Annotated in this window: 13 protein-coding genes and 2 tRNA genes; 7 read left to right on the top strand and 8 right to left on the bottom strand. The window is 68.6% G+C overall.

The features are described from left to right. Nucleotides 1-148 precede the first annotated feature (148 nt). Nucleotides 149-1006 (top strand): aldo/keto reductase, encoded by an 858-nt coding sequence (locus H507_RS0104345; RefSeq protein WP_245558814.1) that lies wholly within the window; start codon nt 149-151, stop codon nt 1004-1006. A 102-nt stretch (nt 1007-1108) separates the two neighbouring features. Here the strand turns inward: H507_RS0104345 and H507_RS0104340 are convergent. Further along, nucleotides 1109-1187 (bottom strand) — tRNA-Gln (locus H507_RS0104340). A 194-nt stretch (nt 1188-1381) separates the two neighbouring features. Here H507_RS0104340 and H507_RS0104335 point away from each other — a divergent pair. Continuing rightward, nucleotides 1382-2020, top strand: coding sequence for a TetR/AcrR family transcriptional regulator (locus H507_RS0104335; RefSeq protein ID WP_051139629.1), 639 nt, complete (start codon nt 1382-1384; stop codon nt 2018-2020). Nucleotides 2021-2047: 27 nt separating this feature from the next. Here the strand turns inward: H507_RS0104335 and H507_RS0104330 are convergent, their stop codons facing one another. The 5 genes from H507_RS0104330 to rsmI are packed head-to-tail and all read right to left on the bottom strand — an operon-like array spanning nt 2048 to nt 6187. Beyond that, a complete protein-coding gene (locus tag H507_RS0104330) occupies nt 2048-2533 on the bottom strand; it encodes a MarR family winged helix-turn-helix transcriptional regulator (protein ID WP_026377765.1) in 486 nt (161 codons plus the stop codon). 57 nt (nt 2534-2590) lie between these two features. Further along, nucleotides 2591-3538 (bottom strand): 4-(cytidine 5'-diphospho)-2-C-methyl-D-erythritol kinase, encoded by a 948-nt coding sequence (locus tag H507_RS0104325; RefSeq protein WP_022909495.1) that lies wholly within the window; start codon nt 3536-3538, stop codon nt 2591-2593. Continuing rightward, nucleotides 3535-4422 carry a 16S rRNA (adenine(1518)-N(6)/adenine(1519)-N(6))-dimethyltransferase RsmA gene (gene rsmA, locus H507_RS0104320; RefSeq protein ID WP_022909494.1) on the bottom strand — a complete coding sequence of 296 codons (888 nt, stop codon included), beginning with the start codon at nt 4420-4422 and terminating at the stop codon, nt 3535-3537. Before rsmA ends, H507_RS0104325 begins: the two co-directional genes overlap by 4 nt. Then, the gene (locus tag H507_RS0104315) at nt 4419-5294 is read right to left on the bottom strand and encodes a TatD family hydrolase (protein WP_022909493.1); all 876 of its coding nucleotides are present in this window, start codon (nt 5292-5294) and stop codon (nt 4419-4421) included. The genes rsmA and H507_RS0104315 overlap by 4 nt, the downstream gene beginning before the upstream one ends. Then, nucleotides 5291-6187 (bottom strand): 16S rRNA (cytidine(1402)-2'-O)-methyltransferase, encoded by an 897-nt coding sequence (gene rsmI / locus H507_RS0104310; RefSeq protein WP_051139692.1) that lies wholly within the window; start codon nt 6185-6187, stop codon nt 5291-5293. Before rsmI ends, H507_RS0104315 begins: the two co-directional genes overlap by 4 nt. Nucleotides 6188-6457: 270 nt before the next feature. Between rsmI and H507_RS0104305 the strand changes: the two genes are divergently transcribed. Both H507_RS0104305 and H507_RS0104300 read left to right on the top strand, forming a co-directional pair. Beyond that, nucleotides 6458-8014: a dolichyl-phosphate-mannose--protein mannosyltransferase gene (locus H507_RS0104305; RefSeq protein ID WP_026377760.1), complete on the top strand. Its 1557-nt coding sequence runs from the start codon at nt 6458-6460 to the stop codon at nt 8012-8014. Nucleotides 8015-8320: 306 nt separating this feature from the next. After that, entirely contained in the window at nt 8321-9796 is a 1476-nt protein-coding gene (locus H507_RS0104300) for a uracil-xanthine permease family protein (RefSeq protein ID WP_022909490.1), read from the top strand. A 49-nt stretch (nt 9797-9845) separates the two neighbouring features. Here H507_RS0104300 and H507_RS14655 read toward each other — a convergent pair whose 3' ends face one another. Beyond that, nucleotides 9846-11123, bottom strand: coding sequence for a serine/threonine-protein kinase (locus H507_RS14655; RefSeq protein WP_169512678.1), 1278 nt, complete (start codon nt 11121-11123; stop codon nt 9846-9848). 77 nt (nt 11124-11200) lie between these two features. Next, nucleotides 11201-11797: a mycothiol transferase gene (locus H507_RS0104290; RefSeq protein WP_022909488.1), complete on the bottom strand. Its 597-nt coding sequence runs from the start codon at nt 11795-11797 to the stop codon at nt 11201-11203. Between the two features lie 194 nt (nt 11798-11991). On the opposite strand from H507_RS0104290, the gene H507_RS0104285 reads away from it, so the two are divergent. The 3 genes from H507_RS0104285 (at nt 11992) to H507_RS0104275 (ending at nt 13227) form a co-directional block, all read left to right on the top strand. Beyond that, the gene (locus H507_RS0104285; protein ID WP_022909487.1) at nt 11992-12609 is read left to right on the top strand and encodes a DNA-3-methyladenine glycosylase I; all 618 of its coding nucleotides are present in this window, start codon (nt 11992-11994) and stop codon (nt 12607-12609) included. 17 nt (nt 12610-12626) lie between these two features. Continuing rightward, complete coding sequence (locus tag H507_RS0104280) at nt 12627-13085, top strand: VOC family protein (RefSeq protein ID WP_022909486.1); 459 nt, start codon at nt 12627-12629, stop codon at nt 13083-13085. Between the two features lie 69 nt (nt 13086-13154). Beyond that, nucleotides 13155-13227 (top strand) — tRNA-Ala (locus tag H507_RS0104275). The last annotated feature ends 50 nt before the right edge of the window (nt 13228-13277 follow it).

Raw genomic sequence — 13277 nt, 5'->3', positions numbered from 1 at the left:
ACAGCGGGCGGGACGTTCTGGCCCCCAGCACCGCACGCACCCGCGTCGGGCAGTATGGCCAGCAACCGCACGATGGGGCGCAGGTTCGGCGTAGGTTCGTGACATGAGCACCTTGCCGCATGGCCCATTGGGCCGAACAGGACTGGACGTGACCAAGCTCGGGTACGGGGCCATGGAGGTTCGTGGTTCCCGGATCTGGGGTGGACGACCGATCGAGGACAGCGAGGCGGAGACCATCCTCAACGCTGTCGTCGACGAGGGCATCACCTTCATCGACACCGCCAATGACTACGGCCGCAGCGAGGAGTACATCGGCCGCTACCTCTCCCACCGCCGCGACGAGTTCGTCCTCGCCACCAAGTGCGGATGCACGGTGGTGCACAAGGACGAGACCACCGACGACACCCCTCACGTGTGGACCAAGGACAACCTCTTCCGCGGTCTGCACGAGAGCTTGGAGCGGATGAAGACCGACCACGTCGACCTGATGCAGCTGCACAACCCGAGCGTGGAGCAGGTCGAGGAGGGCGGCTTGGTCGAGGCCCTGCAGGAGATGAAGCAGCAGGGCAAGGTCCGCTGGATCGGCATCTCGTCCACCAACCCGCACCTCGAGACCTTCATCGAGTCGGGGGTTTTCGACAGCTTCCAGATCCCCTACTCCGCGCTGGAGAGGGAGCACGAGGAACTGATCCAGAAGGCTTCTGACTCGGGTGCCGGCGTCATCGTGCGCGGCGGTGTGGCCCGCGGCGAACCCGGCTCGGGGCTGGGCGCCGAGGACCGGTGGGCCGCCTGGGAGGCGGCGGGGCTGGACGACCTCCGCGAGGAGGGCGAGAGCCGGACGGCGTTCCTGCTGCGGTTCACCAACAGCCATCCCGGGATGGACACCAACATCGTCGGCACGAAGAGCGTGGCACACCTCAAGGACAACATCGCGGCCGCTGCGCGCGGAACGTTGCCCGATGACGTGTACGCCGAGGCGAAGAAGCGACTCGGCGCCCGTTCCTGAGCTGAGTTCGTGACCTGAGTTCGTGACCACGAACGACTGAGGCCGGCCCCCGAACGGGGGACCGGCCTCGCGTCGTGTGGTGACACCTTCGCGCCGACCAAGCTCCCCGGGTAGGAGTCGAACCTACGTCGCTTGTCCTGATTCAAAGTCAGGCGGGCCCTACCGGCAGACCAACCGGGGAACGTCGCCCGACATCCCTGCCGAACGACCCGCTCAGCCTACCCTTGAGCGCTCGCGGGACGCACCTTCGCCGCACCTCGAGGCGGGTGGCACACTGATCCCATGCCGCAGTCCCGTCCCGCCGAGCCGTCCCCCGTGGGCGAGCCGGACGAGACGTTGCCACCGGCTGTACGCACGAGGCGGGCCCGGGTGCGGATGAGTTCGTCTGACCGTCGCGAGCAACTGATCGACGTCGCCCGCGCCCTGTTCGCGACCCACGGATTCGAGGGCACCTCGGTCGAGATGATCGCCCAGACGGCGCAGGTCTCGAAACCGGTCGTCTACGAGCACTTCGGCGGCAAGGAGGGCCTCTACGCGGTGGTGGTCGACCGCGAGTCACGCCGACTCACCGACGCCATCCGCACCTCCTTGACCCAGCCGGGTGCCAGCAGTCGACAGCTGATCGAACGCGGCGCACTCGCGTTGCTCGACTACATCGACTCCGAGCCCGACGGGTTCCAGATCCTGGCCCGCGACTCCAGCGTCGGTGCGTCCGCCGGCTCGTTCGCCAGCATCCTCTCCGACATCGCCGCCAAGGTCGAGGACCTGCTGGCCGAGCCCTTCGAGCGGCACGGGTACAACTCCAACTTCGCTGGTCTCTACGCGCAGGCGTTGGTCGGGCTGGTGGCGATGGCCGGCCAGTCGTGGCTCGACAACCGGGAGCCGCCGAAGGAGGTGGTCGCGGCCCACCTGGTGAACCTCGCCTGGAATGGCATGCGCAACCTCGAGGAGGAGCCGACGCTCCTGGCCGACGCCCGACCCCATGAGGTCCCGAGGCGGGCGCGTCCCTCCTGAGGGAGCGCCTCTCCCACGAGGGAGAGCTCAGTCCTGCAGCACCAGCAGCGTCCGCAGGTCGTCCGCGAGGCGCTGTCGCGCCTCGGTCGACAGCGACCCCAGCAACGCCTCCTCCGCGGCCAACAGGCTCGACAGGGCCGCGTCGACGACCCCTCTCCCCTGTTCGGTGAGTCGGACGAGCACCGCTCGTCCGTCGTCGGGGTGTGACTCGCGCTCCACGAACCCGCGGCTCACCAGGCGGTCGATGCGATGGGTCATGGTGCCCGAGGTGACGTGGGTGGCGGCCACCAACTGTCCGGGGCTCAGCCGGTAGGGCGCTCCCCCGCGGCGCAGGGCCGCCAGCACGTCGAACTCGTGCACATCGATCCCGTGCTCGGCGTAGGCGTGGCGACGGGAGGCGTCCAGGTGCTGGTCGAGCCGTTTGATCCGAGACCAGATGGCCATCGGTTCGGTGGCGAGGTCAGGCCGCTCCCGACCCCAGGCGCTGATCAGCGCATCCACCTCGTCCTGCACGCCACCAGTGTGACATCCCAGACCGTTGTGGGGTGGGTGCACGGCCAGCGGTTCACCTCAGGCGGTGGGACGAGCCCCCGGCACCGGTCCTCGAGCGCGTCGCACGGCGCGAACGGCGGGGTGGTGACTCAACGCGGCTGCCACGTCCATGGCCTTGGTCTCCGACTCGCACAGGAAGGCGCAGGTCGGCCCCGATCCCGACAGCACCGAGGCCAGCGCTCCGGCGTGGACGCCGTGTTCGAGCACCTCCCCCAGTTCAGGGCGCAGGTCGATGGCGGCGGCCTCCAGGTCGTTGCGCAGATGACGGGCCACTCCGCGCACATCACCGGTGGTGAGTGCGTTGAGCAGTTCCTGGGGCACCTCGAGATCGGTGCTGGGCGGGGTCCCCCGCTGCTCGGCCAACTCGTCGAAACGGCGGAAGACGGCTGGCGTCGAGAGCCCCTCGTGGGCCAGGGCGAGCACCCAGTGGAAGGAACCGCGGCTGAGCAGGGGCACCAGTTCGGTGCCTCGTCCCGTACCGACCGCATTGCCGCCGGTCAGCGCGAACGGCACGTCGCTGCCAAGTTCGGCCGCGAGGTCGTGCAACTCGGCGGGGTCGGTGTCGAGGTCCCACAGCATCGAGCAGGCGAGCAGTGCAGCGGCCCCGTCGGCCGAACCACCGGCCATCCCGCCGGCGACCGGAATCTGTTTGCGAATCTCGAGGGCCACGCCGGCTCGGTCGAGTTCGAAGCGCTCGATCAGCAACTCGGCCGCACGCACTGCCAGGTTGCGGGCGTCGTCCGGTAGCTGGTCGGCACCCTCTCCCTTCGCGACCAGGGTGACACCCGGGTTCTCCGTGCGTCTGGCGGTCACCTCGTCGAGCAGCGAGACGGCGTGGAAGACCGTGCCGAGGGGGTGGTAGCCGTCGTCCCCGAGGGCGCCCACGCACAACGCCAGGTTCAGTTTGGCGGGCACGCGCACGCGCACCTCGGCCAGGGGCACGGTGGGCGAGCGGCGTTGGGTCACGTCTGCGAACCTAGCGAAGCCAGCTGCAGCTGTTCGGCGATCCGGGCGAACTCGGTGATGCCCAGCACCTCGCCCCGGGACTGCGGATCGATGCCTGCCGCCTCGATCGCCACCGATGCCTGCGTGGACGAACCAGCCAGCCCCGACAAGGCAGAACGCAGCATCTTGCGGCGTTGCCGGAAGGCTTCGTCGACGACCCGGAAGACCTGTTCCCGGCTGGCCGTGGTGGCGGGGGGCTCCCGTCGGGTGAGCCGGACCAGACCTGATTCGACATTCGGCACGGGCCAGAACACCTTGGGTGGCACGGTGCCGACGCGGGTCGTCTGGCAGAACCACGCGATCTTGGCGCTCGGCACCCCGTACACCTTGGAGCCCGGTGGTGCGGCGATGCGGTCGGCAACCTCCAGCTGCACCATCACGAGTCCGTTCGTCCAGCCGGGAAAGGTCTCGAGCAGGTGGATCAGCACGGGCACCGAGACGTTGTAGGGCAGGTTCGCCACCAGGGCTGTCGGCTCCGGGCCGGGCAGCTCGCTCACCTGCAGGGCATCTCGGAGCACCACCCGCAGCCGATCCGCGGCCTCGGGCAGCCGGGCAGCAACGGTGTGGGGCAACAGCTCGGCGAGCACGGGTTCGATCTCGACGGCTGTCACACCGGCGGTCTGCTCGAGCAGTCCGAGCGTCAGGGAACCCAGGCCGGGGCCGACCTCGATCACGGTGTCGTCGGGGCCCACGCCCGACAAGGCAACGATCCGACGGACGGTGTTGGCGTCGATGACGAAGTTCTGGCCGCGCTGCTTGGTGGGACGAAGCCCGACCTGGTCAGCCAGCTGCCGGATGGCCGCAGCACCGAGCAGGCCGTGGGCGTCGCTGCGGGAGTCAGTCATGCGGTCCCCCACGGGCCGCCGAAGGCAGCCTCGGTGTTGGCGGTGAGCTGGTCGCAGAGTTGGGCGAGGTCCATGCGCCACTGCTTGGCGATGAAGCGCACGGTGTGCGGGAGCAGGTAGGGGGCGTTCGGTTTGCCGCGGGTGGGCACGGGGGTCAGGTAGGGGGCGTCGGTCTCGACCAGCAACCGGTCGCGGGGCACCACCTCGAGGGCATCGCGCAAGTCGTTCGCGGACGAGAAGGTCACCACCCCGGGAAAGCTCAACCAGGCACCGCGATCGAGGCACTCGCGTGCGAACGTGGCATCGCCCGAGAAGCAGTGCATGACGACGCGTGCGGGCACGCCCACCTCGTCGAGCACCTGCAGCACGGGCAGGTGGGCGTCACGGTCGTGGATGACGAGGGTCTTGTCGTAGGTGTGGGCGATCTCGATGTGGCCGGCGAACGAGTTCACCTGCAGCCCTTGCCCGGCCTCGTCACGGGTGCGGTAGTGGTCAAGGCCGGTCTCACCGACAGCCCGCACATGAGGGCCCGAGCTCGCCAACTCCTCGATGCGCAGCAGCATGGCGTCGAGGTCGTCGCCGGCCCTGGCCGCCTCATTGGGATGGATGGCGACCGCCGCCACGACCCTTGGGTCGCGGGCAGCGAGGTTCACGGCGAACTCGCTGGAGGCCACGTCGCAGCCGACCTGCACGATGCGGCTGACCCCGACCGACGCGGCCAGGTCAAGATTCAGCGCGACCCCCAGGCCGGAGAACTGTTCGGTGGAGTCGGCGTGGGTGTGGGAGTCGATCACCGGCCTCGGAAGCGGCTCCGGCAGGGGCGGGAGGTTCGAGGCCTCGAACTGGGTCGCGGACTGGATCTGGGTGGTCATCGGCTGCCTTGGTTGGTCTTGGCCGCCACGGCGGCGGCGTACAACTCTTTCTTGTTGACCCCGGTGAGCTGGGCCACCTCCGCCACCGCGGCCGAGAGCTTCTCCCCCGATGAGATGCGCGCCTGCACCAAGTCGAGGGCATCGGCGGGGCTGGTCTCGATCGCCTCGGCACCCTGCACCACGACGGTGATCTCGCCCCGTGCGTGGTCGCGCGACCAGTCCGCGAGGTCCCCCAAGGTGGCGCGTCTGACCTCTTCATGGGTCTTGGTCAGTTCCCGGCAGACCGCCGCCGGACGACCGACCCCGAGCACCGCCGCTGCGTCGTCCAGGAAATCGGCCAACCGATGGGGGGCCTCGAAGAACACCATGGTGCGTGGTTCGGTGCGCAGTTCGGCGAGTCGACGGCTGCGGGCCTCGGACTTGCGGGGCAGGAACCCCTCGAAGCAGAACCGGTCCACTGGCAACCCCGACAGCGCCAACGCGGTGAGCACCGCGGAGGGGCCGGGGACCGCGGTGACCGACAGGCCGGCGTCCAGGGCAGCGCGCACCAGCCGGTAGCCGGGGTCGGAGACCGAGGGCATGCCGGCGTCGGTGACGACGACCACGTCGTGGCCCTGCTGCAGCAGGGCGATGAGTTCGGGGGTGCGTGAGCTCTCGTTGCCCTCGAAGTAGCTGATCACCTTGGCCTGCGTGCGAATCCCCAGCCGCAACAGCAGCGTGTGGAACCGGCGGGTGTCCTCGGCGGCGATGATCGTGGCGCTGGTGAGTGTCTCGCGCAGCGCGTCCGAGGCATCGTGCCGGTCGCCGATGGGCGTCCCGGCCAGGATGACCCGACCGCGACCGTCGCGGGGGCTCGACACCGATGCGGCGCCCGGGACGTCGACCTCCGGCATGGGGGTCCAGCCGCCGGGGATGGCGGCGTCGTCGAGGTCGGTCATGGCCCCCATCATGCCTGCTTACCGTCGGAGGGGTCGGCACCTCCCTCCTGCGGGTGGCGTCCACGAGCAGCCAAGGCGGGTTACCCCCGCGCCCCTAGGATGGCCCGCGTGAGCGAACGCCCCCTCCTCGAGTCCGAGGCGACCCGACCGGCGGTGACCTATGGGCCCGTCGTGGACGAGATCTCCTCGCCCGAGGACTGGTTCCCGCCCCCGGTCACGCGTTCGCTGACGGCGGTCGAGCGGCTGCAGGACGGCCCGCCGCGGGCCACCTGGCAGGGATGGGTCGTCACCTTCGCGATCGCGGCGCTGGCCTTCATGATCCGGCTGCCGTACCTGGCTCGTCCCAAGAACCTGGTGTTCGACGAGACGTACTACCCCAAGGACGCGTGGGCCCTGCTGCGCTACGGCTACGAGGCCAACTACGTCGACGGCGCCAACGACCTGATCCGCGACGGGAAGCTGGGCAACCTGTTCAAGAACGGCGAGGCCGCCTACGTCGTACACCCGCCCCTGGGCAAGTGGCTGATCGCCTCAGGCGAATGGCTGTTCGGCATGAACTCGTTCGGCTGGCGCATTCCCTCGCTGGTCTTCGGAACCGTGATGATCGTGCTGGTCATCCGGCTGGGACGACGGCTGTCACGCAGCATGTTCATCGGTGCCCTCGCCGGTTTCCTGCTGACGGTCGACGGTCTGCAGTTCGTGATGAGCCGCACCGGGCTGCTCGACATCTTCCAGGCCACCTTCCTGGTCGCCGCGGTGCTGTGCGTCGTGAAGGACCGCGACTGGTTCCGACACCGGTTGGCGGCCCATCTGGTCGCGCGCGACCTGGCCGACCTGGACGGGTCGTTCGGCCCGAGGTTCTGGATCCGGCCGTGGCGGATCGCTGCCGGGGTGATGTTCGGCTGCGCCATCGCGGTGAAGTGGAACTCGATGTTCGTGCTGGCCACCACGGGCGTGATGAGCGTGCTCTGGGACGTGTCGGCGCGCGCCCTCGCCGGCGCGAGACGGCGGGCATGGTTCGCCTTGATCGCTGATGGCCTGCCCGCGTTCGTGTCGATGGTCGTGCTGGCGGCCGCCGTCTACCTGAGCACGTGGGTGCGCTGGTTGCAGACCCAGGGCGGCTACTTCCGTCAGTGGGGAGCCGACAACCCCGACGCGCGCACTGTGAAGTGGTTCGGCGCACCGTTGGCCTCCCTGCTGCACTACCACCACGAGATCTACAACTTCCACACCGGCGACTACATGGCCCACCAGACCCACACCTACGAGGCCAACCCGGCCGGTTGGCTGGTGGTGCAGCGGACGATCGGCATCGACGCCGTCAACGACATCAAGCCCGGGGTGGACGGGTGCACGGCCACGGGGTCTGACACCTGCCTGCGGGTGATCAGCGGTATGGGCACCCCCTTGCTGTGGTGGTTGGGGGCGATCGCCATCGTCGCAGGGCTGTACTTCTGGTTCGCCAAGCGGGACTGGCGTTTCAGCGTTCCGCTCGTGGCGCTGCTGTCGACGTGGCTGCCGTGGTTCAAGTACGCCGATCGTCCGCTGTTCTACTTCTACGCGATCTGCATCGTCCCGTTCACCGTCATCATCCTCGCGATGTGCCTGGCCAAGGTGATCGGACCCGTCGGTTCACCCCAGCGACGGTCCAGGTCGCTGCTGGTGGGGGCGATCGTTGCGCTCATCGTGGCCAACTTCGCGTTCATCTACCCGATCCTGACCGACCAGCTGATGACCCGCCGGCAGTGGCTGTGGCGGATGTGGTTCAACTCCTGGATCTAGGGGTCCTTGGTTGGGGGGTGGCGGGTGCCCACGTTACGCGCGGTCGAGCCGCCCTCAGTGGGCGCAGTTGCCCGCGTTCCGGACCAGCTGCCCCCGTCCAGCGCAGTTGCCCCCGGTCAGGGATAGGGCAAGTGGGCCGACCAAGGGCAGGTGGGACGCAACGAGGGCAAGCGGCCGCCCGGAGGCAGGGCGGTGGGACGGGACGAGGGCAGGATCGCGCCCACCCAGAGGGCCGGACTCCACGGCGGCGACCGCCACCCCTACGATGCTCGCAGGCGGCCGCGGGGTCGTCCGCGAAAGGGAGCCATGATCTGGAAGCTGCACGGCAACGGACATCTCGAGCCGGGCGCCGTCGTCGCCCCCGACGAGAGACTCAGTTGGGGCAAGACCGTCGGGCTCGGCGCCCAGCACGTCGTCGCCATGTTCGGGGCCACCTTCGTCTTCCCCCTGCTCATGGGGCTCAATCCGCAGCTCGCCGTCATGATGTCGGGCATCGCGACCCTGCTGTTCATCGTCCTGACCAGGAATCGCGTTCCGAGTTACCTCGGCTCGTCCGCATCGTTCACCGGTGTCGCGGCTGCGATCTACGCCCAGGGCGGCAACCCCGCGTCCGTCACCGGGGCGCTGCTGATCACGTCGGTGGCACTGCTGGTGATCGGCATCATCATCCACCTGGTCGGCGCCCGGCTCGTGCACGCCGTGCTGCCCCCGGCCGTGACCGGTGCCGTGGTCATGCTGATCGGCTTCAATCTCGCCCCGGTCGTGGCCGGGGTCTACTGGCCCAAGGACCAGCTCACGGCCGCCATCGTGATGGTCGTCGTCATCGTGCTGTCGGTGGGGTTGCGCGGCTACCTCGGACGAATCGCCATCTTCCTGTCGCTGGTCTTCGGCTATGCCCTCAGCGCCGTCCTTGACCGCGTGCTGGGACCGATCACCACCACCGCCGCGGACGGGTCCTCGTCCTCGGCGTATCGGATCGCATGGCACGGGGTGCGGTCCGCCGACTGGGTCGGGCTGCCCCCGATCACCGACCTCGCCCACTGGAAGTTCGGTGCCACCACGAACGTCGTCGGCTTCCACACCCCCCAGTTCAGCTTCGCCTTCGCGCTCGTCGCACTTCCGGTCGTGATCGCGCTGATCGCGGAGAACACCGGCCACGTGAAGGCCGTCGCCGAGATGACCGGCAAGAACCTTGACGGCGACATGGGACGAGCCGTCGCCGCCGACGGTCTCGCCTCGACCCTGGCCTCGGCGGTGGGCGCCGGTCCCACCACCACCTACGCCGAGAACATCGGCGTGATGGCCTCCACCCGTGTCTACTCGACTGCTGCCTATGTCGTCGCCGCCGTCGTTGCGATCCTGTTCGGCTTCTCGCCCAAGTTCGGTGCGGTGGTCTCGGCGACTCCCCCGGGCGTGCTCGGCGGCATCACGGTGGTGCTCTACGGCATGATCGGCCTGCTCGGCGCGAAGATCTGGAAGGAGAACCGCGTCGACTTCGGCAACCCCGTCAACCTGGTTCCGTTGGCCGCGGGCATCATCATCGGGATCGGCAACGTGACCCTGACCTTCAGCCCCACCTTCTCGCTGGGTGGCATCGCCCTGGGCACCTTGGTCACCGTCATCGGCTACCACGTGGCACGCCTGTTGGCGCCGGCCACTCCCCCGGACGACGCTGGGGCCAATCTGGTCTTCGATGCCCCGGGCATCTACACCGAGGACGACGAACCCGCTGTCCGGGATCCGCGCGAGGAGACGCCACAGCTGGGACGCCGCGTCCGCTGACCCCCTCGGCGTCAGGGGCGCCGCGCTGTCGCCCGAGGTGACCCGGAGGTCACCCGATCAACAGCACGATCACGATGATGAACACCACCACCGTGGCTGCCAGGAGCGCCCACGCCACAGGGGTGAGCGAGCGGAACCAGTCGGCCACCGACTCTCCTGTCGGCGCCGTCATCACCGGGGTAGTCGGCAGGTTCGCAGCCGGGAACTGAGTCGTCGGCGCCTGCGTTGTCGTGGGGAACTGTGTCGTCGGGGGTCCGGACTGGAACTGGTTCGCGGGGAGTGGCGGCTGCGCAAACTGGCCTGTCTGGAATGGGCCGGGGGCAGTCGGGCCCTGCCCGAACTGGCCCGTCCCGAACTGACCGGGTGCGGACTGGCCCGACATGGGGTGTGCGGGTGCGGGCCGGCTCGAGCGCTGGGAGTCCCGCATCTGCGTGGGGGTGAATCCTTCCGAGCGCACCTGGGTGGGTGCATGCGCGGGACGGGACGGCAGGGGGCCTTGATCGGTCCAACCCTCGGGCAGGGCGGGGATCAGATCCGGCACCTCCACGCCTTGGCGCTGCGTGGGCAGGTCGATCTCGGCGAGGGCCGTACGGGCCTCGGTGGCGGTTGCGATGCGCGTGTCCTCGTCCGCCAGCAGTCGTGCGATGAATCGGCCCAAGGGCACCTGCTCAGCCGCCGTCGGGATGACGGGTTTGCCCGTCTGCGGGGGTCGCTGACCCGTGAGCATCTCGAGCAGGACGACGCCCACCGAGTAGAGGTCCTGCTTCGGTTCGGGGTCCACACCCACGGCTGCTTCGGGTGACATGTATCCGGGGGTGCCGATCACCTCGGTGACCCGGGTCATGCGCGGCTCGCCGACCGGAGCGGCAATGCCGAAGTCGGTGAGCATCGCCTCAGGCGGTTGGTGGGCGCTGACGGGGTTGAGCAGCAGATTGGCCGGCTTCACGTCGCGGTGAACCAGACCTTGGGCATGCACCTTCTCGAGCGCGTCGAGCAGTTGGTCAGTGACAGCAGCGGCGAACCCAGGGGGAAGCGGACCGCGGCGCTTGAATAGTCCCGACACTGATCCGCCGCGAACCAGGGGCATGGTGAACATCATCCGGTCGTCCTCACCGACCCAGCCCAGGGGCGTGACCACGTGCGGATGGCTGATGCGCCACCCGGTCTCGCGCATGAACCTCAGCAGCGACGCGGAGTCGGACTGCTTGAGCACCTTGGCCGCCCGGAACGTGGACTCCCGCAGGTCCCACACGCGCCAGACCACACCGGAGCCACCGCTTGCGAGCGGATCGACCAGTTCATAGCGACCACCAAAGACTTCACCCATTCCGGTCAGCATGCCATCTCAGCGGGCCGCCGTGCCTTGTGGAGTCGTGGGAGGTCCCAGGGTCCCGGCGGTGTACTTCACGAAGCGGGTGTCAGCCACGTGCGGGGCGGATCCTCCCCCACGCGGCCGTCAATGGCTTCGCGTAGCAGGTCGGCGTGACCCGTGTGCCTGGAGTACTCCTCGATGACGTCGTGCATCAGCCGCCGGAAGCTGACGTGCTCGTCCCCCCAAGCCAGATGGGCGGGGCGATCGAAGCCGCCCTCGTCGATGACCCGCTGGAGGCGGGCACGGGACCGTCCCACCCCCTGCGACCAGGCCTGATAGACCTCGGATCCCGTCTGGCCGGGGTCAAGGGTGAACATCCACAGGTCATCGTCGTCGTCCTCGTGACCCGCATTGAACCGCACGAAGTTCTCGGGGCGCTCACCGTGGAACTTCCACCCGAACATCTCGTCCTCGACGCAGGCCAGGTGCTTGAGCAGGCCTGCCATTGACAGGTTGGACGCACCGACGGTTTGGACGAGCTGCTCGTCGGTGAGGTCCCAGGCCTTCCACGAGAAGGTCGCACGCATGCGCTCGAGGGAACCCACCAGGTGCTGCACGTCGGTGCCGGCCAGCGGTGGCTCCCAGACGGGATCGGGATTGGACGGGCTGCCATTCTGCTCGCTGGTCATCACTGCTCCTGTGCGGTGTTGCTGCTGCGGTGCGGGCCACTCGAGTCGGAAGCCCGGGGTGTTGGGTTCACGTTAGGTCGCGGTTCCGACAATTTCTGCTGAAGCGATTCAGGCGTCACCCGAACCGCGGCGCGCCCTCACCCCTGCCCCGGCCTTGGCCCTCGTCGACGAAACTGTCGCAGGTCGGTGCGAGCATGGCGACTGTGAATCTTGACGAGGTGGGGGCGGACGTGGTGGTCGGCGAGGACGGCCTCGCTCGGCCGGGTTGGGCCGCGAACGACGAACTGATGCAGCAGTACTACGACACCGAGTGGGGCATGCCGGTGCGCGACGAGCGGGGCGTGTTCGAGCGGTTGAGCCTCGAGGCCTTCCAGTCCGGGCTGAGTTGGGCCACCATCCTGCGCAAACGCGAGAACTTCAGGCGCGCCTTCGCCAACTTCGAGGCAGACGCCGTCGCGGCCTTCGACGAACGCGACGTGGAACGGCTGATGGCCGATGTTGGCATCGTCCGCAACCTTCGCAAGGTCGAGGCAACCATCGCGAACGCCCGTGCCACCGTGGCGCTGAGGGAGGACGGCGGGCTGGGCACCTTCGTGTGGAGTTTCCAGCCGGAGCACACCCCCCGACCGACCTCGTACGCCGAGGTGCCGAGCCAGTCACCGGAGTCGGTGGCTTTGTCACGAGCACTAAAGAAGCGCGGTTTTCGGCACGTCGGGCCGACGACCATGTTTGCCTTGATGGAGGCGATCGGAATTGTGGACACCCACTTGTTGGGCTCCCACCGGCGGGGGTCCAGCGGCATCTGGCACTGACGACACCAGGAGGAACCATGGCCAAGGCCATCCAGCTCACGTTTGACGCCCGCGACGCGGAGGCCCTCGGCCTGTTCTGGGTCGAGGTGCTGGGCTACGCCGTCGACCCACCGCCCGGAGGGGAGATCGGTTCGGTCGACGAGACCCTGGCCGCGTGGGAGACCTTCCTGGACGACCGTGGTGTGCCCGAGGACCAGCGGACCGGACGGTTCGCCATCATCGACCCCGAGAGGAAGGGCCCCCGGCTGTTCTTCCAGGCGGTCCCAGAACCCAAGACGGCGAAGAACCGACTGCACATCGACGTCCGTTCCGCCGAAGGACAGCAAGGGGACGAGCGGATGGCGACCCTGGAGCACGAGGCGGAGCGACTGGTGGCGCTCGGCGCCACCCGGCGAGAGCGTTTCGAGCCCGGTCCGCTGGAGTTCGGCTTCATCGTGATGGCCGACCCCGAGGGCAACGAGTTCTGCCTCGACTGACCAGGCCGCCGACTTTGGGGTCGGGCCGCGCCCGGTGCTACGCTGTCGGGTGCCGATTGAGGTCGGCATGGGGCTATGGCGCAGTTGGTAGCGCGTCTCGTTCGCAATGAGAAGGCCAGGGGTTCGAATCCCCTTAGCTCCACCGCACGAAGGACATCCCGCAGCGGAATGTCCTTCTTCATTTCCCACCGC

Origin of the sequence: Aestuariimicrobium kwangyangense DSM 21549, from assembly GCF_000421525.1 — a bacterium.
Lineage (GTDB): Bacteria > Actinomycetota > Actinomycetes > Propionibacteriales > Propionibacteriaceae > Aestuariimicrobium > Aestuariimicrobium kwangyangense.
The sequence above is the reverse complement of the archived record's forward strand: the minus strand, read 5'-3'. Positions and strand labels throughout refer to the sequence as shown.

Coding starts and splice junctions, on each gene's coding strand:
- H507_RS0104335 (WP_051139629.1), top strand. CDS start 1,382: ATGAGTTCGTCTGACCGTCGCGAGCAACTGATCGACGTCGCCCGCGCC.
- rsmA (WP_022909494.1), bottom strand. CDS start 4,422: ATGACTGACTCCCGCAGCGACGCCCACGGCCTGCTCGGTGCTGCGGCC.
- H507_RS0104315 (WP_022909493.1), bottom strand. CDS start 5,294: ATGACCACCCAGATCCAGTCCGCGACCCAGTTCGAGGCCTCGAACCTC.
- rsmI (WP_051139692.1), bottom strand. CDS start 6,187: ATGCCGGAGGTCGACGTCCCGGGCGCCGCATCGGTGTCGAGCCCCCGC.
- H507_RS0104300 (WP_022909490.1), top strand. CDS start 8,321: ATGATCTGGAAGCTGCACGGCAACGGACATCTCGAGCCGGGCGCCGTC.
- H507_RS14655 (WP_169512678.1), bottom strand. CDS start 11,123: ATGGGTGAAGTCTTTGGTGGTCGCTATGAACTGGTCGATCCGCTCGCA.
- H507_RS0104290 (WP_022909488.1), bottom strand. CDS start 11,797: ATGACCAGCGAGCAGAATGGCAGCCCGTCCAATCCCGATCCCGTCTGG.
- H507_RS0104285 (WP_022909487.1), top strand. CDS start 11,992: ATGGCGACTGTGAATCTTGACGAGGTGGGGGCGGACGTGGTGGTCGGC.
- H507_RS0104280 (WP_022909486.1), top strand. CDS start 12,627: ATGGCCAAGGCCATCCAGCTCACGTTTGACGCCCGCGACGCGGAGGCC.